This is a genomic window from Streptomyces xanthophaeus (assembly GCF_000725805.1).
GTDB classification, from domain to species: domain Bacteria; phylum Actinomycetota; class Actinomycetes; order Streptomycetales; family Streptomycetaceae; genus Streptomyces; species Streptomyces xanthophaeus.
In genome coordinates, this window is record NZ_JOFT01000041.1 from 19,940 (window position 1) to 39,859 (window position 19,920).

The 19,920-nt window shown below is 73.2% G+C and carries 12 protein-coding genes; 4 read left to right on the forward strand and 8 right to left on the reverse strand.

Annotation, left to right across the window (positions count from 1 at the left end; translation table 11 throughout):
- Positions 1 to 747: 747 nt before the first annotated feature.
- The 3 genes from IO30_RS0124380 to IO30_RS0124390 all read left to right on the forward strand — a co-directional run bounded on the left by IO30_RS0124380 (position 748) and on the right by IO30_RS0124390 (position 7,252).
- Positions 748 to 1,248: a DUF6912 family protein gene (locus IO30_RS0124380; RefSeq protein WP_031146176.1), complete on the forward strand. Its 501-nt coding sequence runs from the start codon at positions 748 to 750 to the stop codon at positions 1,246 to 1,248.
- Positions 1,245 to 1,913, forward strand: coding sequence for an HAD family hydrolase (locus tag IO30_RS0124385; RefSeq protein WP_031146178.1), 669 nt, complete (start codon positions 1,245 to 1,247; stop codon positions 1,911 to 1,913). Before IO30_RS0124380 ends, IO30_RS0124385 begins: the two co-directional genes overlap by 4 nt.
- A gap of 356 nt (positions 1,914 to 2,269) precedes the next feature.
- A complete protein-coding gene (locus IO30_RS0124390) occupies positions 2,270 to 7,252 on the forward strand; it encodes an NAD-glutamate dehydrogenase (RefSeq protein ID WP_031146180.1) in 4,983 nt (1,660 codons plus the stop codon).
- Between the two features lie 67 nt (positions 7,253 to 7,319).
- Here IO30_RS0124390 and IO30_RS0124395 read toward each other — a convergent pair whose 3' ends face one another.
- The 3 genes from IO30_RS0124395 to IO30_RS0124405 are packed head-to-tail and all read right to left on the reverse strand — an operon-like array spanning position 7,320 to position 9,443.
- Complete coding sequence (locus IO30_RS0124395; protein WP_199921126.1) at positions 7,320 to 7,700, reverse strand: hypothetical protein; 381 nt, start codon at positions 7,698 to 7,700, stop codon at positions 7,320 to 7,322.
- A gap of 53 nt (positions 7,701 to 7,753) precedes the next feature.
- Complete coding sequence (locus IO30_RS0124400) at positions 7,754 to 8,524, reverse strand: ABC transporter ATP-binding protein (protein WP_031146184.1); 771 nt, start codon at positions 8,522 to 8,524, stop codon at positions 7,754 to 7,756.
- The gene (locus IO30_RS0124405; RefSeq protein ID WP_051902557.1) at positions 8,517 to 9,443 is read right to left on the reverse strand and encodes an ABC transporter permease; all 927 of its coding nucleotides are present in this window, start codon (positions 9,441 to 9,443) and stop codon (positions 8,517 to 8,519) included. Before IO30_RS0124405 ends, IO30_RS0124400 begins: the two co-directional genes overlap by 8 nt.
- A 169-nt stretch (positions 9,444 to 9,612) precedes the next feature.
- Here IO30_RS0124405 and IO30_RS0124410 point away from each other — a divergent pair, with 169 nt between their 5' ends.
- Positions 9,613 to 10,224: a TetR/AcrR family transcriptional regulator gene (locus IO30_RS0124410; RefSeq protein ID WP_031146187.1), complete on the forward strand. Its 612-nt coding sequence runs from the start codon at positions 9,613 to 9,615 to the stop codon at positions 10,222 to 10,224.
- 19 nt (positions 10,225 to 10,243) lie between these two features.
- On the opposite strand, the gene IO30_RS0124415 is transcribed toward IO30_RS0124410, so the two are convergent.
- The 5 genes from IO30_RS0124415 to IO30_RS0124435 form a co-directional block, all read right to left on the reverse strand.
- The gene (locus IO30_RS0124415) at positions 10,244 to 12,517 is read right to left on the reverse strand and encodes a bifunctional glycosyltransferase/CDP-glycerol:glycerophosphate glycerophosphotransferase (RefSeq protein WP_031146189.1); all 2,274 of its coding nucleotides are present in this window, start codon (positions 12,515 to 12,517) and stop codon (positions 10,244 to 10,246) included.
- Between the two features lie 129 nt (positions 12,518 to 12,646).
- The gene (locus tag IO30_RS0124420; RefSeq protein WP_051902551.1) at positions 12,647 to 13,585 is read right to left on the reverse strand and encodes a carbohydrate ABC transporter permease; all 939 of its coding nucleotides are present in this window, start codon (positions 13,583 to 13,585) and stop codon (positions 12,647 to 12,649) included.
- Positions 13,582 to 14,943: a carbohydrate ABC transporter permease gene (locus IO30_RS0124425; protein ID WP_078904374.1), complete on the reverse strand. Its 1,362-nt coding sequence runs from the start codon at positions 14,941 to 14,943 to the stop codon at positions 13,582 to 13,584. Before IO30_RS0124425 ends, IO30_RS0124420 begins: the two co-directional genes overlap by 4 nt.
- Positions 14,944 to 14,948: 5 nt before the next feature.
- Positions 14,949 to 16,310: an ABC transporter substrate-binding protein gene (locus tag IO30_RS0124430; protein WP_051902553.1), complete on the reverse strand. Its 1,362-nt coding sequence runs from the start codon at positions 16,308 to 16,310 to the stop codon at positions 14,949 to 14,951.
- Positions 16,311 to 16,435: 125 nt separating this feature from the next.
- On the reverse strand, positions 16,436 to 19,492 hold the full coding sequence (locus tag IO30_RS0124435; RefSeq protein WP_031146198.1) for an FHA domain-containing protein: 3,057 nt from the start codon (positions 19,490 to 19,492) through the stop codon (positions 16,436 to 16,438).
- Positions 19,493 to 19,920 lie beyond the last annotated feature (428 nt).

Sequence of the window (19,920 nt, forward strand, 5' to 3'; positions counted from 1 at the left end):
GTGCCTGCGGCGCGCCGGGGGTCTGCTGCGGGGCGGCCCGTCGGCGGCGCGTCGGTGGTGCGCCGTGCAACGGCTGCGCGCGGGTCCGAAGGGAACCCGGCGGGCGGGGGGCTTGTGGTGGGCCCTGTGACGGCCGCGGGCGGTGGGTCAGCAGGCTGTCCAGCGGGCGGCGGCGGGCCTGCGGGGCGGCCTGTGGTGGCCGCGGGCGGCCCAGCGGGCGGCGGCGGTCCTGCGGGGCGCCCGGCGGCGGCCGTGGGTGGCTGGTCCGTGGGGCGTGCGGCGCCTGCCGGGTGCGGAGGGTCTGCCCGGTGTCCGGGGCCGGCCGGGCCGGTTTCTGCCGCCGGGCGGGGCGGGGCGGCGGGGCCCTGGCGGGTCGTGTTGCTCCCGGTCGTGCCGCGTGTCGTGGTGTCCATCGCGATCTGCCCCCGAACAGGCCGGGCCCGGAGTGGTACCGGGCGGTAACTTGATGGGGATCTTCTACGGCCGCCGCACACGCTCCGCAACCGCCCGCAGGCCCCGTACCGACCGGCGGGCCCCTTCACCTATCCGGGTGCCCGCGGCCCGCGCACCCCCCGCCGGGGCCCTTGGAGGGCCCTCACCGGCGTACGGGGGTGGACGGGGGTGGACGGGCGGCGCGGACGGCCCGGCACCCCGATGGGGGACGCGGTCCGTCACCCCACCGGAGCCGTCCGTCCCGGCCTTCGGTCGTATCCTGGGGACGTTCCCGACTACCGAAAGCAGCCGGCCATGCGCGTGTACGTCCCCCTGACCCTCCCCGGGCTCGCCGAGGCGCACAAGGCGGGTGAGCTGGGCCCCGCCCCGCTGCGTGCGTACGCCGTCACCCCCGGGCTCCGCGAGTGGTACGTGTCGGACGACATCGAGGAGCTGGAGTACGCGGCCCTGAGCCGGGCCGCCGAAGCCTCCCTGCGGCTGATCGCCGAGGACGACGGCGCCCCGCGCCGCCGCGTGGTCGTCGCCCTGGACGTCGCCGACAAGGCCGCCGGCGCCACCCCCGGGGTCGACGAGGCCACCCTCGGCCAGGTCACCCTGGCCGCCGCCGTACGGCTCTCCGTGGCCGCCGCCGTGCACGTGGACGCCGACGACGCCGAGGCGGACGTGGCCGCCGCGGCGGCCGCACTGGCCGCCGCCGACGCCGGGGACGACGACGCGCGGTTCACCGTCGACGGCGCCGAGGACCACGAGCTGCTGTGGTTCGGCGTCCAGGAGATCCCGGGGCTGCTCAAGTGACGGCGCACACCACCCACATCGTCTGGGACTGGAACGGCACGCTGCTGCACGACATCGATGCCGTCATCGTGGCGACCAACGCCTCCTTCGCCGAGCTCGGACTCCCGCCGATCACCCTGGCGACCTACCGCGACATGTACGTCGTACCCGTGCCGAAGTTCTACGAGCGCCTGATGGGAAGGCTGCCCACCGACGAGGAATGGCTCGTCATGGACGAGGCCTTCCACCGTCACTACTGGGCCGCCGCCGAGGACTCCGGGCTCGCCGAAGGCGCCCGGGAACTGCTCCGGGACTGGCAGCAGGACGGCCTCACCCAGTCCCTGCTGTCGCTCGCGCCCCACGAGAAGCTCGTGCCGCTGGTGCAGTCCCACGGGATCGACCGGCACTTCCTGCGCGTGGACGGCCGCACCGGCCCCTCCCACACCAGCAAGGCCGGTCACCTCGTACGCCACCTGGCCGCCCTGGACGGGACGGGCGTGACGGCGGCCCGTACGGTGCTCATCGGGGACGCCGTGGACGACGCGCTCGCGGCGGCCCACGTCGGCGCCCGGGCCGTTCTGTACACGGGCGGTTCGCACAGCCGCAGCAGTCTGGAATCGGCCGGTGTGCCCGTCGTGGACTCCCTGGCCGAAGCCGTACACACAGCTCGCGAGCTGGCCGAATAGCAGCGGGCACGGAACGCGGCGCGCGTCGCTGTCCAGAGTGTCAAAGTTCCACCCCCGGTTTTGTACACATACAGCTCATGACGGGCTGGGGGTGCGGGGAGATAGCCTTGTACCCGTGATCAGCGCGATAGTCATCGGGGGCACCGACGCCCCCGGCCTGCGCCCGGCGCACCAAGGTGCCCGGGCCTTCGCTGATCCCCGCTGCCGGGACCTCCTGCCGATCATGGCTGATTCCCTCCCGGTCGGCTCTCTCGACGGCATAGCGTCGATCCCGAACGCGCATCCCGCATCGCGGCGCTATGCCATTCCTTCCTTCACCTACGTCACGCAATGGCGCGCGACAGGAGCCAGAGGACATGCAGACCAAGCTGGACGAAGCAAAGGCCGAGCTGCTCACACGGGCGGCCCGGGTAGCTGAGCACAGCCCGGCCGGGGGGCTACTTCCGACTGGGTCCGAGCAGGGGGAGCGTCCCGGCAGGGACTCCGTGCTCTCCTACCTCCAGCGCTACTACCTGCACACCGCCCCAGAGGACCTCTTGGACCGGGACCCGGTCGACGTGTTCGGCGGTGCGCTCTCGCACTACCGGCTCGCCGAGAACCGGCCGCAGGGCACGGCGAACGTGCGCGTGCACACCCCCACGGTGGAGGAGAACGGCTGGACCTCCAGCCACTCCGTCGTCGAGGTCGTCACCGACGACATGCCCTTCCTCGTGGACTCCGTCACCAACGAGCTGTCCCGGCAGGGCCGCGGCATCCACGTCGTGATCCACCCGCAGGTCGTCGTCCGCCGTGACGTCACCGGCAAGCTCATCGAGATCCTCGGTCCCGACTGCGACGCGCACGGCCCCCGTACCGCGCGCCCCCACGACTCCCTCGTCGAGTCCTGGATCCACGTCGAGATCGACCGCGAGACCGACCGGGCCGACCTCAAGCAGATCACCGGCGACCTGCTGCGCGTCCTGTCCGACGTGCGCGAGTCCGTCGAGGACTGGGAGAAGATGCGCGACGCCGCGCTGCGCATCGCCGAGGGCCTGCACGAGGAGCCCACCGCCCCCGACCTGCGTGAGTACGAGATGGAGGAGGCCGGCGAACTGCTGCGCTGGCTCGCCGACGACCACTTCACCTTCCTCGGCTACCGCGAGTACAACCTCGTCGACGGCGACTCCCTGTCCGCCGTGCCGGGCACCGGCCTCGGCATCCTGCGCGCCGACCCGCACCACAGCGACAAGGAGGACGGCCACCCGGTCTCGCCGTCCTTCAACCGGCTGCCGGCCGACGCCCGCGCCAAGGCCCGCGAGCACCGCCTGCTGGTGCTGACCAAGGCCAACAGCCGCTCCACCGTGCACCGCCCCTCGTACCTGGACTACGTGGGCGTCAAGAAGTTCGACGCGGACGGCAACGTCGTCGGCGAGCGCCGCTTCCTCGGCCTGTTCTCCTCCGCCGCGTACACCGAGTCGGTGCGCCGCGTCCCCGTCGTCCGCCGCAAGGTCGCCGAGGTCCTGGAGGGCGCCGGCTTCGCGCCGAGCAGCCACGACGGCCGCGACCTGCTGCAGATCCTGGAGACCTACCCGCGCGACGAGCTGTTCCAGACCCCCGTCGACCAGCTCCGGGCGATCGTCACCTCCGTCCTGTACCTGCAGGAGCGCCGCCGACTGCGGCTGTACCTGCGCCAGGACGAGTACGGGCGCTACTACTCCGCACTGGTCTACCTGCCCCGCGACCGGTTCACCACCGGCGTCCGGCTGCGTCTGATGGACATCCTGAAGGAGGAGCTCGACGGCACCAGCGTCGACTTCACCGCCTGGAACACCGAGTCGATCCTCTCCCGCATCCACTTCGTCGTCCGCGTCCCGCAGGGCAAGGAACTGCCCGTCCTCACCGACGCCGACGTCGAGCGCATCGAGGCCCGCCTCGTCGAGGCCGCCCGCTCCTGGGCCGACGGCTTCGGCGAGGCACTGGTCGCCGAGCTGGGCGAGGAGCGCGCCGCCGAGCTGCTGCGCAAGTACGGCACCTCCTTCCCCGAGGGCTACAAGGCCGACCACTCGCCGCGTGCGGCCGTGGCCGACCTCTGCCACCTGGAGCGGCTCTCCGCCAGCGACAGCGAGTTCGCGCTCTCGCTGTACGAGCCGGTCGGCGCGGGCCCCGGCGAGCGCCGGTTCAAGATCTACCGGACCGGCGAGCAGGTCTCCCTGTCCGCGGTCCTGCCGGTGCTCCAGCGCCTGGGCGTCGAGGTCACCGACGAGCGCCCGTACGAGCTGCGCCGCTCCGACCGGGTCAGCGCCTGGATCTACGACTTCGGTCTGCGGATGCCCGTCTCCTCCGGGAACGGCGACAACGGCGCGAACGCCCACTACATGGGCGATGACGCCCGCGAGCGCTTCCAGGAGGCCTTCGCCGCGGTCTGGCAGGGCGACGCCGAGAACGACAACTTCAACACCCTGGTGCTGGGCGCCGGGCTCACCTGGCGCCAGGCCGTCGTCCTGCGCGCGTACGCCAAGTACATGCGCCAGGCCGGCTCCACCTTCAGCCAGGACTACATGGAGGACACCCTCCGCAACAACGTCCACACCACCCGGCTGCTGGTCTCGCTCTTCGAGGCGCGGATGTCCCCCGGCCGCCAGGCCGCGGGCAGCGAGCTCGTCGACGCCATGATGGAGGAGCTGGACGGGGCCCTGGACCAGGTCGCCTCGCTGGACGAGGACCGCATCCTGCGGGCCTTCCTCACCCTCATCAAGGCGACGCTGCGCACCAACTTCTTCCAGACGGACTCGGCGGGCGATCCGCACTCCTACGTGTCGATGAAGTTCGACCCGCAGGCCATCCCGGACCTCCCGGCGCCGCGCCCGGCCTTCGAGATCTGGGTGTACTCCCCGCGCGTCGAGGGCGTCCACCTGCGCTTCGGCAAGGTCGCCCGCGGCGGGCTGCGCTGGTCCGACCGGCGCGAGGACTTCCGTACGGAGATCCTCGGCCTGGTCAAGGCGCAGATGGTCAAGAACACCGTCATCGTGCCGGTCGGCGCCAAGGGCGGCTTCGTCGCCAAGAACCTGCCGGACCCGTCGGTGGACCGCGACGCCTGGCTCGCCGAGGGCATCGCCTCGTACAAGATCTTCATCTCGGCGCTGCTCGACATCACCGACAACATGGTCGCGGGCGAGGTCGTGCCGCCCACCGGCGTGGTCCGCCACGACGAGGACGACACCTACCTCGTCGTCGCCGCCGACAAGGGCACCGCGACCTTCTCCGACATCGCCAACGGGGTCGCGGAGGCGTACGGGTTCTGGCTCGGCGACGCCTTCGCCTCCGGCGGCTCGGCCGGCTACGACCACAAGGGCATGGGCATCACGGCCCGCGGCGCCTGGGAGTCCGTCAAGCGGCACTTCCGCGAGCTCGGCCACGACACCCAGACCCAGGACTTCACGGTCGTCGGCGTCGGTGACATGTCGGGCGACGTCTTCGGCAACGGCATGCTGCTCTCCGAGCACATCCGCCTGGTGGCCGCCTTCGACCACCGGCACATCTTCATCGACCCGGCTCCGGACGCGGCCACCTCGTACGCGGAGCGCCGCCGGCTGTTCGAGCTGCCGCGCTCCTCGTGGGCCGACTACGACACCTCGCTGCTGTCCGCGGGCGGCGGCATCCACCCGCGCAGCGCCAAGGCGATCCCGATCAACGCGCAGGTCAGGGCGGCCCTCGGCATCGAGGCGGGCGTCACCAAGATGACCCCCGCCGACCTGATGCAGGCCATCCTCAAGGCCCCGGTCGACCTGCTGTGGAACGGCGGCATCGGTACGTACGTCAAGGCGACGGCCGAGACGCACGCGGACGTCGGCGACAAGGCCAACGACGCCATCCGCGTCAACGGCTCCGACGTCCGGGCCAAGGTCATCGGCGAGGGCGGAAACCTGGGTCTGACCCAGCTCGGCCGCATCGAGTTCGCACGGACCGGCGCCGACGGCGAAGGCGGCAAGATCAACACCGACGCCATCGACAACAGCGCGGGCGTGGACACCTCCGACCACGAGGTGAACATCAAGATCCTGCTCAACGCGGTCGTCGCGGACGGCGACATGACCGTCAAGCAGCGCAACAAGCTCCTCGCCGAGATGACCGACGAGGTCGGGCACCTGGTGCTGCGCAACAACTACGCGCAGAACCTCGCCCTCGCCAACGGTGCGGCGCAGGCCCCGAGCCTGCTCCACGCCCAGCAGCGCTTCATGCGCCGCCTGGAGCGCGCCGGGCGGCTCGACCGCCAGCTGGAGTTCCTGCCCGCCGACCGGCAGATCCGCGAACTGCTCGGCAACGGAAAGGGCCTGACCCAGCCGGAGCTGGCCGTCCTGTTCGCCTACACCAAGATCACGGTGGCGGACGAGCTCATCGCGACGGAGCTGCCGGACGACCCGTACCTGCGCCGCCTGCTCTTCGCGTACTTCCCGTCCGCACTGCGCGAGAAGTTCCCCGAGCAGGTCGACGGGCACGCGCTGCGCCGGGAGATCATCACGACCATCCTGGTCAACGACACCGTCAACACCGGTGGTTCGACCTTCCTGCACCGGCTGCGCGAGGAGACCGGGGCCTCCACGGAGGAGATCGTGCGGGCGCAGCTCGCGGCCCGCGAGATCTTCGGCCTGGCCGAGGTGTGGGACGCGGTCGAGGCGCTGGACAACAAGGTCGCGGCCAGTGTCCAGACCCGGATCCGGCTGCACTCGCGGCGCCTGGTCGAGCGCGGTACGCGCTGGCTGCTGAACAACCGGCCGCAGCCGCTCCAGATGACCGAGACCATCGACTTCTTCGCGGAGCGGGTCGGGCACGTCTGGGCCGAGCTGCCCAAGCTGGTGCGCGGCGCGGACCTGGACTGGTACCAGTCGATCATGGACGAGCTGATCGGCGAGGGGGTGCCGGAGGAACTGGCCGCCAAGGTCGCCGGCTTCTCCTCCGCCTTCCCGACGCTGGACGTCGTCGCGATCGCGGACCGTACCGGCACGGCCCCGCTGGACGTGGCCGAGGTCTACTACGACCTCGCCGACCGCCTGGACATCACCCAGCTGATGGACCGGATCATCGAGCTGCCGCGGGCCGACCGCTGGCAGTCCATGGCCCGCGCTTCCATCCGCGAGGACCTGTTCGCGGCGCACGCGGCCCTGACCGCCGACGTGCTGTCGGTGGGCGACGGCACCTCGACTCCCGAGGAGCGCTTCCAGGCGTGGGAGGAGAAGAACGCGGCGATCATCGGCCGGGCCCGGACGACCCTGGACGAGATCCGCGGTTCGGACGACTTCGACCTGGCGAACCTGTCGGTGGCCATGCGCACGATGCGCAGCCTGCTGCGCGCGCACAGCTAACCGCTGCACGACGAAGGCCCCGGCCCCCGGATCGCGATCCGGGGGCCGGGGCCTTCGTGCTGTCCGCTCAGTCGTCGGCGAGGGCTTCGCAGGTGCAGTAGTAGCCGGTGCACGGGGTGCCGGCCTCGGAGCCGTAGGGGCCGAGGCCGGCCATGAGCCGCAGGACCTCCGCACGTTCGGCCGCGCTGAGCACGGGCCTCGGCGGGGTGCCGGGCCGGTGCCAGTCGGCCGGGAGGTCCTCGATGTCGGCGACGCGCCGCCCGTCGACGAAGAAGGTGTGGAGCGGGTGGTCGGGGAAGCCGTTGAGCCGCAGCACCCACCACCGGCCCTCGGCCCGCGCCGCGTGGGGGAAGACGTTCGAGCCGGTGGCGTGCCAGACGGCCCCCGGAGGCAGCGGGGGCAGCGGGATGCCACCCGCCACGTCGGGCCAGTTCCGGTTTCTCGTCATGCGCCCATCCTCGGGGCCGGGGGCCTGAGCGGGCAAGATCCGGGAGGGGCTGCCTAGCGGCGCGTGAAGGCCTCGTAGGCGGCGCAGACCTCGGCGGAGGGGCCGTCCATGCGCAGGACGCCGGACTCCAGCCAGATGGCCCGGTCGCAGGTCTCGCGGACGGTGTTGATGCCGTGGCTGACGAGGAAGACGGTGCCGGCGTGTTCGCGGAGTTCTTCGATGCGGGCCTGGCTGCGGCGCTGGAAGGCGGCGTCGCCGGTGGCCAGGGCCTCGTCGATCATCAGGACGTCGTGGTCCTTGGCGGCGGCGATGGAGAAGCGCAGCCGGGCGCCCATGCCGGAGGAGTACGTACGCATCGGCAGGGAGATGAAGTCGCCCTTCTCGTTGATCCCGGAGAAGTCGACGATGCCCTGGTAGCGCTCGCGGATCTGCTGCTTGGTCATGCCCATCGCGAGGCCGCCGAGGACGACGTTGCGCTCGCCCGTCAGATCGTTCATCAGGGCGGCGTTCACGCCCAGCAGCGAGGGCTGGCCGTAGGAGTAGATCCGGCCGCGGGCCGTCGGCTGGAGTCCGGCGATGGCGGCGAGCAGGGTGGACTTGCCGGAGCCGTTGGAGCCGATGAGGCCGATCGCCTCGCCCTTGTACGCGGTGAAGCTGACGCCCTTCACGGCGTGCACCTCGCGCACACCGGGTGCGGGCTTGCCGGAGAAGATCCGGCTGAGGGCGGCGGTGGCACCGCCCTTGCGGCCGCCGCCGTTGACCTTGTAGACGACGTGGACGTCGTCGGCGATGACGGTGGGGGTCCTCACAGCGGTGTCAGCCACGGCCGTACGCCTCCTCGGCCTTCCAGAAGTAGATGAAGCCGCCGACTCCGGCGAGCAGGGCCCAGCCGATGGCGACGGGCCACACGTGGGGCGGCAGGGAATGGGCGTTGAAGCTGTCGATCAGGGAGAAGCGCATCAGGTCGATGTACACGGCCGCGGGGTTGTTCTTGAGCACGACCAGGACCCAGTGCGGCAGGTCGTCCGTCTTGAGCATCTGGTCGATGGACCACATGACCCCGGAGGAGTACATCCAGGTGCGCAGGACGAACGGCATCAGCTGGCTGACGTCGGGGCTCTTGCTGCCGATGCGGGCCATGGTCATGGCGCAGCCGGCGGCGAAGACGGCCATCAGCAGGAGGGTGGGGACCGCCAGCAGCCAGGCCGGGCCCGGGGTCTGGCCGAAGGCGAGGAGCAGCACGACCAGGGCGCCCATGGTGACGAGCAGTTGCTGGAAGAGCTGGACGACGGTGGAGATCGGCAGGCTGGCGCGGGGGAAGTGCAGGGCGCGGACCAGGCCGAGGTTGCTGTGGACGGCGCGGGTGCCGGCGTTGATGGAGCTGCCGATGAAGTCCCAGACGAACACGCCGGTGATCAGGAACGGCAGGTAGTCGGGCACGTTGTGGCTGGCCTTCATCACGATGCCGAAGATGAAGTAGTAGACGGCCGCGTTGAGCAGCGGCGTCACCAGGTGCCAGACCTGTCCGAGCTTCGCGTTGCTGTACTGCGCCTGCATGCGGGCGGTGGCGTACGCGGTCACGAAGTGGCGCCGGCCCCACAGCTGGGCGACGTAGCGGGGGAGCGTGGGGCGGGCGCCGCTGAGCGTCAGGCCGTGGGCGGCCGCGAGCTCCGCGCGCTGGGCGGAGGTGGTGGGCTGCGGGGGCCGGCCGGGTGTGGTCGGGCGTGCGGTCGCGGTGGTCACAGGAGTCGCTTTCGCCGGGGTCGGGGCGTCGCTGGCGATGCAGGACGTCTCCCGGCAGGCCGCGGCCATGACGCCGGGACGGGTCCGTATCGTCGCTACGGTGAGGTTAGAGCGAGGAGCGTCGGAACGCAACCGTATCGTCGTGACGGGGCGAGGCTATGCTCTCTGCATGACCACGGACCCTGCCGCCCCTGCCCGCCGTGCCCCCGCCGGGGCCGCCGTCCTGCGCGAGGACGTCACCGAGGCGATCCGCAGCGCGGTGGTGGCGGAGCTGGCCGCGGTCGGGTTCTCGAAGATGTCGATCGAAGGGATCGCCCGGCGGGCGGGCGTCGGCAAGACCGCCGTCTACCGACGGTGGAAGTCCAAGCTGCACCTGGTGCTGGACCTCGTCGGAGCCTTCGCCGTGGACGGCCTGCCGGTGCCGCAGACCGGCTCGCTGTACGGGGACGTACGGGCCCTGCTGGAGGTCATGTCACACGTGCTGCGGCACCCGGTGGCCTCGGCGGTCATCCCCGACCTGCTGGTCGAGGCCGCACGGAACCCGGAGATCGCCGACGCGGTCCGCGGCGCGCTGCTCGACGGTCAGCGGCGGATGGCGCAGGGCATCGTCTCCGGCGCGGTCGAGCGCGGCGAGCTGGCTGCGGGCACGGACCCGGGACGGGCGCTGGACCTGGCGATCGGCCCGCTGTACTGGCGGCAGGTCGTCGTCCGGGACGAGGTCACCGCCGACTACCTCGACGGCCTGGCCCGGTCGGTCGTGGCGGGGCTCCAGGCCGTCTGAGCCCCGCCGCCCGCGGTTCTCAGAAGGGGAAGCGGCCGCTCGCGAGGGCCGACAGCGTGGGCTCCGGGACGGGCGCCGGGGCCGAGGGCGCCGGGCGGCGCTCCTCCAGCGGGACCACTGCCGGGACCGGGACGGACTGCCCCAGGAAGACCCGGCGCACCACCCGCTCCGCCGCGTGCCCGTCGTCGTGGGAGCAGAAGCGCGAACGGAACGCCGCCCGCAGCTGGGCGGAGCGCGAGCCCTGCCAGTGGCCGGTGGCGAAGATGTCCACCAGCTCGTCCTCGGTCCGGGCGATCGCGCCCGGCGGACACGCCCGCAGGTCGAAGTAGGTGCCGCGGGCGGCTTCGTACGCCTCCCAGTCGTCCGCATGGATCACGATCGGCCGGTCCAGGGACGCGTAGTCGAACATCAGGGACGAGTAGTCCGTCACCAACGCGTCCGAGGCCAGGCAGAGTTCCTCGACCGACGGGTACCCGGAGACGTCGATCAGGCGCGGATGGGCCTCAGGGGCCGCGCCCGCGTCGCCCGCGTACGTCAGGTGGGTGCGCGTCAGCAGCGTGAAGCGCGGGCCGAGGTCGCGCAGCACCCGCTCGAAGTCCAGGTGGTCGGGGCGGCTGCGCCGGTAGTCGCGGTGCGTGGGCGCGTACAGGATCGCGGTGGAACCCGGCGGGATGCCGAGCCGCTCGCGCAACTCCAGCACGTCGGCCTGGCTCGCCGTGTGGAAGACGTCGTTGCGCGGGTAGCCGTACTCCAGGGTGGTGTACGAGGAGGGGAGGGCCTTCTCCCAGACCAGGGTGGAGTGCCGGTTCGCGGAGAGCAGGTAGTCCCACTGGTCGGCGCCGCGCAGCAGCCCTGCGAAATCGGTGGTCGGGGTGGCCGCCGGACGGTCCTGGAGGTCGAGGCCGACCCGCTTGAGCGGGGTGCCGTGCTGGGTCTGCACCAGGATCTGGCCGGGGCGCTTGACGAGCGCCCGCTCGAAGTTGACGTTCGTGACCAGGTACGTGGCCCGGGCCAGGGCGCTCCAGTACGCCGCCGAGCCCGGGCGCAGCGCCGCCGTCCCCCCGGGCAGGGTCGCGGCGTGCTCCGGCTCGCAGATCCACGCCGTCCGCATCCGCGGGGCCAGCTCCCGCAGCTTCGCCTCGATCGCCGCCGGGTTGCAGGCGTAACCGCCGTGCCAGTACGCGGAGAAGACCGCCAGCTCCGGGCGCAGCGGCAGCAGCCGCTGGATCCGGTAGTGCAGGCGCAGGAAGGTCTCGTGCAGCCCCCGCCCCACGGCCCTCGCCCCCCGGCCCGCCGCCAGCGCGGCCGACCGCAGCGCCGACAGCAGCCGGTAGGTGCGCCGGGTGCCCAGCCTCATCAGGGTGTGCCGGACCCGGTCGGTCCGCGACAGCGACAGCGGCAGCGATCCCGGGCCCCCGGGGGCCCGGTAGCGGCGCAGCAGCGCGGCCGCCCGGGCGAAGAACTCGGCCCGGCTCGCGCGCGGCAGGCGGCGCGGGTCGGCGTACAGGGCGCAGAAGTGCTCGGCCATCCGCCGGTGCACGGCCGGCCGCCAGCGCTCCAGCTCGGGGCGGCCGGCGAGGTAGCCGAAGACCCGGTCGTACTGGTCGAAGATGTCGAGGTGGCGGCGGCTGGTGGTGGTCAGGATCGACCCCGTCCGGCGCTGGCGGTAGTGCACGCAGACCCGGTCCAGGACGGCCACGGACTCGGCGGCCAGCAGCGCCGGGTAGGTCCAGGGGGTGTCCTCGTAGAAGCCGGGCGGGAAGGAGAAGCCCTCGCGCTCCACGTACTCGCGGCGGTACGCCTTGTTCCAGACCACCATCAGCATGCCGAGCAGCGCGGGGCGGTCGGCGAGGCGGAAGCTGGCCGGGCCCTCCTGCGAGAGGCGGTCCGACAGGCGGTTGCGCACCAGTTCGCCCGTCCAGAAGGTGCGCGCGTAGTCGTAGACCAGGACGTCCGGCGAACCGGTCGCCTTCAGCCGGTCGGTGATGGCCTCCAGCGCGCCCGGCGCGAGGGTGTCGTCGCCGTCGAGGAAGATCAGGTAGTCGCCGGTGGCCCGGGCCAGACCCGCGTTGCGGGCCGGGCCCAGGCCCAGGTTGTGCGCCAGGTGCACGGCCGTGACCCGGGGGTCCCGTGACGCGTACTCGTCGATGATCGAGCCGCAGGCGTCCGGGGAAGCGTCGTCGACCGCGATCAGCTCCAGATCCGGGTACGACTGCGTCAGGACCGAGTCCAGACTCTCCTGGAGGTACGCCTGGACCTTGTACGCGGGCACGATGACGCTGAACCGGGGCACGGCACATCCAGGGGTCGGCGGGCGGGCATATGGCCCAGGAACCCCCGGCGTGGTGATCGGGTTACGCAGGGTGTGGCATTCGGGTTACGCAGTGTCAACGGCGCACGTCAACCGGGGCGCGCGGGCACGTCACTTGATCGCCCCCGCCATCACCCCCGAGACGAACTGCCGCTGGAAGGCGAAGAAGACGACGAGCGGGACCACCATCGACAGGAACGCCCCGGGCGCCAGCACGTCGATGTTGTTCCCGAACTGCCGCACCTGCTGCTGGAGCGCGACCGTGACCGGCGGGTTCGCGGAGTCCGCGAAGACCAGCGCGACGAGCATGTCGTTCCACACCCACAGGAACTGGAAGATGCCCAGCGAGGCGATCGCCGGACCGCCCAGCGGCAGCACCACCCGGGCGAACAGCCGCAGTTCGCCCGCCCCGTCCAGGCGCGCCGCCTCCAGCAGCTCGCGCGGGATCTCCGCGAAGAAGTTGCGCAGCAGGAACACCGCGAAGGGCAGCCCGAAGGCCGTGTGGAAGAGCACCACCCCGGCCGTGGTCTCGAACAGGCCGATGGAACCGAAGAGTTCGGAGACCGGGATCAGCGCCACCTGTACGGGGACCACCAGCAGGCCGACGACCAGCAGGAAGAGCCAGTCCCGGGCCGGGAACTCCAGCCAGGCGAAGGCGTATCCGGCGAACGCGCCCAGGACGAGCACGAGGAGGGTGGCGGGGACGGCGATCGCGACGGTGTTCAGCAGCGAGCCGGTGATCGTGTCGTCGGCCAGCAGCCGCTCGTAGTTGTCCGCGGTCAGCCGTGCGGGCGCGGTCAGCGCCTGCCACCAGCCGCCGCTGTTGAGGTCGGTGGGGGAGAGGAAGGAGGAGATCAGCAGGCCGAGCGTGGGCAGCAGCCAGAAGAGCCCCGCCAGGACCAGGAAGACGCGCAGCGCCCCGCCCGCGAGGACGCCCGCGGCGCGCTTGGCCACCGGGGTCCGCGCCGCAGGGGGCCTCGCACCGGTGGCGGCCGCCGCGACGGCCTGCGCGGGAGGGGACGGGGCCGGGGCGTGGTCGGGGCCGCTCATCGGGAGCCCTCCTTCCGGAGCCTGCGGATATTCACCAGCATCACCGGCACCACCAGTACCAGCAGCAGGACCGCGATGGCGCTGCCCAGCCCCGGATGGGCATCCGTGCCGAAGGAGGTCCGGTACAGCTGGAGCGCGAGCACGTTCGCGTCGTCCTGCACCGCGCCCGGCGCGATCACGAAGACCAGGTCGAAGACCTTCATCACGTTGATGACGAGGGTGACCAGGACGACCACCAGCACCGGCCCGAGCAGCGGCACGGTGATCCGGCGGAACACCTGCCACTCGTTCGCCCCGTCCACCCGCGCCGCCTCCAGCAGCTCGCGCGGTACGGCCGCCAGCCCGGCCCCGATCAGCACCATCGCGAAGCCGGCCCACATCCACACGTACGCCCCGATGACCGCCGGGGTCACCAGCGTCGGCCCCAGCCACTGGACCCCGCCGTACGCCTCCCGGAAGTTCGAGGCGGGCAGCCGCAGCAGGGCCCCGTCGGCCTTCGCGGACAGGCTGAAGGTGCCGTCGGCGCGGGCGGTCGCCGAATCCACCACCCGGCCGTCCCTGACGGCCTCGATCCGCATCCCGGAGAAGCCGGACTCGGTCGGGTCGACCTCGTTGGTGCGCCCGCCCCCGCCCCGGGTGAAGTCCTGCCAGGCCGTTCCGGTGACCCGGCCCGGCTCGGCCGCCGCCGCCTTCGCCGTACGGGTCCCCTCCGGCAGCTCCTCGGGGGCCACGCCGACCAGCGGGAGCAGCACCGGCGTGCCCGCCCGTACGGGAGTGCTCGTCACGAAGGCTCCCCCCTCGGCGGGCACCAGCGGGGAGTCCCGGCCCGGGCGGGCCTTGGGGAAGGCCGAGGACTCCGCGAAGGTGTCGTGGACGCCGACCCAGACCGCGTTGGCGACGCCCCGGTCGGGGTCGTGGTCGTAGACGAGCCGGAAGATGATGCCCGCCGCCAGCATCGAGATCGCCATCGGCATGAAGACCAGCAGCTTGAACGCCGTTCCCCACCGCACCCGTTCGGTGAGCACCGCGAAGATCAGGCCGAGGGCGGTGGCCGTGGCCGGGGCGAGCACCACCCACAGCGCCGTGTTCTTCAGGGCGGTGCGGATGGTGTCGTTGCCGAGTATCTCCCGGTAGTTGTCCGCGCCGACGAAGGCGGAACCCGAGCGGTCGAAGAAGCTGCGGTAGAGCGAGTAGCCGATCGGGTGCACGACGAGCGCGCCGAGCAGGACCAGCGCCGGGAGGAGGAAGGCCGCGGCGACCAGACGGCGGCGCCTGGCCTCCGCCGAGCGCGCGCTGCGAGGGCTCCTCCCGGTTCCCGCGGTCCTCTCCTTGTCCGAGGTGGTGACCGTGGCCGTCACCGGGATCAGTTCCCGTAGGCCTTGGCCGCGTCCGCTTCGAGTTTCGCCTGGGCGCCCGCCACGTCCGAGGGGTTGGCCAGGAAGTCCTGGAGCGCCTTCCACTCACCCGCGCCCGGAGTCCCGCCGAAGGCGGCCGGAGCCTGGTCCGACATGTCGAAGCGGAAGTCGTCGCCCGCCGCGATCAGCGCCTTCGCGATGTCGCGCTGGATGTCGTTGGGGTAAGCCGACGGATCGACCCCCTTGTTCGGGGAGATGAAACCGCCCTGCCGGGCCTGGATCTGCGCCGCGTCCGGCGAGGCCAGGAAGGTCAGCAGCGCCTGCGCGCCCTTGGAGGGTTTCAGCGCGACCGCCACGTCACCGCCCGAGACCACCGGGGCCTTCGCGCCGACCGCCGGGAAGGGGAAGACCAGGGCGTCCTCACCCACCTTCGCCTCGGTCTGCGCGATGTTCACCGCCACGAAGTCGCCCTCGAAGACCATCGCGGCCGCCGGCCGGTCGCCGCCCGTGAAGGTCTGGGTCACCGACTTCGGGAACTCCGTCGACAGGGCCCCGGCGGGCCCTCCCGCCAGGAAGTCCTTGCGCCCGAACAGCTCGCCGAGCGTGGTGAGCGCCTGCTTGACGCTGTCGTCGGTCCACTTGATCTTGTGCTGGGCCAGCTGGTCGTACTTCTCCGGGCCCGCCTGGGAGAGGTAGACGTTCTCGAACCAGTCGGTGAGGGTCCAGCCGTCCGCGCCGGCCACCGAGACCGCCGGGGTGCCGGAGGCGGAGAGGGTGTCGGCCGCCGTCAGCAACTCCTTCCAGGTGGTGGGGGGTTTGACGCCCGCCGCCTCGAAGGCCTTCGCGTTGTACCAGATCAGCGACTTGTTGGCGGCCTTGTAGTACACGCCGTACTGGGTCCCCTCGACCGCGCCGAGGTCCTTCCAGCCGGCCGAGTAGTGCGCGTCCAGCTGGGCCTTGGCCTCTGGGCCCACCGGCTGGGCCCACTTGTTCTGCACCGCCGAGACCAGCGCCCCGACCTGCGGCAGCAGCGCCACGTCCGGGGGCTGCCCGCCCGCGATCTTCGTACCGAGGAAGGTGACGATCGGGTCCTGGGCCGGGACGAAGGTGACGGTGGCGCCCGTCCGCTTCTCGAACTCCTTGAGGACCTTGGTGAAGTTCTCCTGCTCCGGGCCCGTCCAGACGGCCGCGACCTCCAGCTTCTCGCCGTCCAGCCGGGGTAAGGAGACCGTCGGCGCGGACGGTTCGCCGCTGCCGCCGGGACCTTCCTTCGGCGCCGGGTCGCCCCCGCACGCGGTGAGTGCGAGCGCGCCCGCGGCGGCCAGGGCCGCCCAGGTGATCGTCGTACGGCTCGTTCCGTGCTTGCGCATGGCTGTGCCCCCGAGGTTCATGGTGTGTCCCGGACCACAGGTCTACGCCCGACCCGCCCGCCCCGCAATACCGCCTCGCCCGGAAGGGGCGGGCAGCGGGAGCCGGGGGCGGGACGGGAAGCGGGTCAGGGGGACGGCGGGAACAGCACGGGTATCGCCGAGACCAGGTGAGCGGCCCGGTCCAGAGCACTGGCCAGCAGCGCGAGGTCGGTCGGCCCGTTGCCGAGCTCCCGGACGGGCCGGCGGGCCGGAGGATCGCCCATCCGCTCCCACTCCACCGGGACCACGGTGGGCCGCAGGGTCGCGGTGCGCGGGATCCGGCCGGTGACCCGGCCCGCCTGGAACGGGACCGTCCGGCCGTCGGCGTACCGCAGCAGACCGCGGCCGGGGCCCGGCTGGTCGGGGGCGTCGAGCTCCACCCGCAGCGTGGTCATCCGGGCCAGCCCGGTGTCGGCCGTACGGTCCGGGCGGGCCGTGGTGGCCACCAGGTGCACGCCGAGCCGGGCGCCGTCGCGGGCCACCGCCTCCAGCGCCCGGACCACCGAACCGGCGGCGGGGCGGCCCGTACTGCCCAGGCCCGGCGCGACCAGTGCGTCCAGGTCGTCGACCAGGACCACCAGCCGGGGCAGCGGACCGGGCCCGGCCGGATCGGTGCGCGGAGCCGCGGAACGCAGCCGGAGCGTGCCCGACCGCGGGGGGTCCAGATCGCCGCGCTGCTCCCCGGGGCCGGGCTGGCGGGGCGAGACCATGCGCCCGGAGAGGTCGCCCTGGGCCTCCCCGGCCCGGAAGGCCGGGGGGCGGCCGTGCCACTCGGCGAACGGCACCCCGTCCAGGAGTTCGGCGCGGCGCTTGAGCTCCGCGCCGAGGGCCTGCGCGAACTCCCGCATGCGCAGCGGGTCGGTGGCGACGAGGTGGGCGGACACGTGGGGCAGTTCGGTGCAGGGCGCCAGCCCGTCGCCGCGTTCGCCGCCGGCCCCGTCGAGGAGGACCAGCCCGAGCCGGTCGGGCCGGGCGCCCGCGGACAGGGAGGCGGCCACCGACCGCAGCAGCTCGGTCCGCCCGCTTCCGGCGGGACCCTCGATGAGCAGGTGCGGGCCGTCCTGGACCAGCTCCGCGCCCACGGCCCCGCGCCGCCCGCTGCCCAGCACGATCTCGGCCAGGCCGCCCGTGCCCTGCCCCTGGTCGGTGGCGGCGGCCCAGCGGGCCATCAGGGACGCGGGGGTCGCGCGGGCCAGCCCCAGTTCGTCCAGCAGCCGTGCGGTGGGCGGCAGGGCCGCGGAGGTGGGCCGGTGCGGCTCCTGGGAGCCCCCGTCGGCGCGCAGCGGGGCCAGGGCCCGGGCGAACCGCTCGGCCCAGGCCACGGACACCGCGTCGGCGGTGGCACCGGCTCCGGAGGGGACGGGCCGGCCCCCGCTGACCGCGAAGGTCCGTACGGTCGTGGCCACGTCGCCGCTGAGCAGGGCCACGGCGCCGCAGTCCCGGAAGGCGGGGTTGTTCGCGCAGGCGCTCTCGTAGGTGTCGGCGACCGGGGAGGCGGGCGTGGCGGCCGGGGCCTCGGCGAGCGCGAGGACGTGGATGCCGGCGGCCGGACCGTGCGAGGCGAGCCGCCCGGTGACGTCCCGCAGGGCCCCGGTGCCGGGGTCGCCGTCGACGATCACGAGGGTGTACGGGCCCTCGTGGACCCGGGCGGCCTGCCGGACGCCCTCCGGGTCGGCGGCGGCCCAGTGGGTGCCGAGCGGGCCTTCGTCCAGCCGCCGGGTCAGCTCGCCGGTGCGGGCGGCGGCCTGGTCGCGGTCGTAGGCGAGGAGCAGGCGGCAGTCCTGGCCGTGCGCGGGCCGCAGGTGCGGCAGCCAGCCGAGCCAGCCCCAGTCGCGGCGCCGTTCGGCGAGTCCGCGGGAGCGGTCGGCGGCGATCAGGACGATCTCCAGCTGGGCCGGGCCGTGCAGGGCCGCCAGCTGGGCGACCACACAGCGGGCCACCCCGGCCAGCCTGGCCCGGGGACCGGCGATGCCGAGCGAGCCGACCGTGCGCAGGGCCACCCGGCTCCCGGCCCCGAGGCCCACGTCCAGCACCCCGGAGTGCCCCGGTGCCCTGGACCAGAGGCGTTCGGTGGGTCCGAGGGCCGCCAGCAGCAGCGCGGCGGGGTCGTCCGGGTCGGGCGCGGCAGCGGCGGCGGCCACGGCCTCCGGCTCGGGCAGCGGCTCCGCGGCCTCGTCGCCGCGCACCCACTTGCGGGCCCAGGCGCCGAGCCCCTTGCGGCGGCCGGCGCCGGCCCCGCCCGAAGCATCGGTTCCGGTACGCGGTCCTGCCGTCGGCTCGGGGGCGGCGCCCGGGCCCGGCTGCGCCCCTCGCGGCCCGGCGGGGGGCGCGGCCGGCTCCGGGGCGGGGTGCGCTGCGGCCGAGGGGCCCTTTTGGCGGGGGACGCCGCCCTGAGGTCCGGCGGGGGGCGCCGGGTGCTGCCCGGAGGCGGCGGCCGGAGCCGGGCCGCTCCCGTGCCCGGCGCCTTGGCCGGCGCCGGGGGCGAGCGGTGCGCGGCCGGGGAGGGCGAGGTGCCCCTCCAGGTCCGGGGTCACCGCCAGCGGGACCGCCGATCCGGCGGGGGTCAGGCGCAGGGTGGACTCGCCGACCCGCAGCAGGGCCCCCGGCGGCAGGGCCACCGGCTGGGGGCCGACGGGGGCGCCGTCCAGAGTGGTGCCGTTCGTCGAGTCCAGGTCGGCCACGGCCACCCGGCCGTCCGGCAGCACCGTGACCGCGCAGTGCAGCCGGGACACGTCGGGGTCGTCCAGCGGGACGTCGGCGTCGGCGGACCGGCCCACCCGGATCTGGCCGCTGTGCAGCAGGTGCACGCCGCCCGCGTCGGGACCGGCGACCACCTGCAGCTGGGGCGCGCCGAGGCTCTCCTCGGGCAGGACGTCCGGAACCGGACCGTGCAGCGCCAGGACCGCGCCGTCCACCAGCGGGGGCTCGCCCAGGATCCGTCTCTGGAGGTCGAGGCGTTCGGCGCCGGCGTACAGCACGACCGTGCCGCCGGTGTCGGGGCCGCCCACGGTGGCCGCGAGCCCGGAGGCCACCGCGGCCAGCGCGGTACCGGCGGGCGCCGTGACGAGTACGTCACAGCTCGCGGGTGCGGTCGCGGTCTGGTGGCCGCTGCGCGACCCGAGGACGGTCAGCCGGATCTGCATCGCCGTCAGCGGTCCCTTCTGCGCGGTGCGCGGTGCGTGCGCCCGGCAGGGAGGATCCGGGACGTGCCCGCCCGATCACCCCCCGCCCGGCACGGACGCGTCGTCCGGTCAGGTCTGCCCGGAAGGCGGGGCTCCCGTCCCGTGCCGTCCGTACGGGTGCATCCTCGCACCTGTCGCCCACAACACGCCCGGCACCCGGCAACAAGTGATCTTGATCGGTCGCGGCGCCGTACAGATCCGGACAGCAACCCCGGCAATGGCGGGGAAAGCCGGGGAAAATCGCCTCCGGCATACCCGACGAACATCACCCTTCGTACATATGTACGGCAACCAACCTTCGGTGCGCCGCGTCTTCCACCGGGACACCCCCTAGAGTGGGCCGGAAAAAAGCAAGCAGGACCACCCAGGATCAAGCAGCGGGACGACTA

Excerpts from the sequence above, each read along its gene's own strand:
- IO30_RS0124380 (WP_031146176.1), top strand. The coding sequence starts at position 748 with ATGCGCGTGTACGTCCCCCTGACCCTCCCCGGGCTCGCCGAGGCGCAC.
- IO30_RS0124390 (WP_031146180.1), top strand. The coding sequence starts at position 2,270 with ATGCAGACCAAGCTGGACGAAGCAAAGGCCGAGCTGCTCACACGGGCG.
- IO30_RS0124395 (WP_199921126.1), bottom strand. The coding sequence starts at position 7,700 with ATGACGAGAAACCGGAACTGGCCCGACGTGGCGGGTGGCATCCCGCTG.
- IO30_RS0124410 (WP_031146187.1), top strand. The coding sequence starts at position 9,613 with ATGACCACGGACCCTGCCGCCCCTGCCCGCCGTGCCCCCGCCGGGGCC.
- IO30_RS0124420 (WP_051902551.1), bottom strand. The coding sequence starts at position 13,585 with ATGAGCGGCCCCGACCACGCCCCGGCCCCGTCCCCTCCCGCGCAGGCC.
- IO30_RS0124430 (WP_051902553.1), bottom strand. The coding sequence starts at position 16,310 with ATGCGCAAGCACGGAACGAGCCGTACGACGATCACCTGGGCGGCCCTG.
- IO30_RS0124435 (WP_031146198.1), bottom strand. The coding sequence starts at position 19,492 with ATGCAGATCCGGCTGACCGTCCTCGGGTCGCGCAGCGGCCACCAGACC.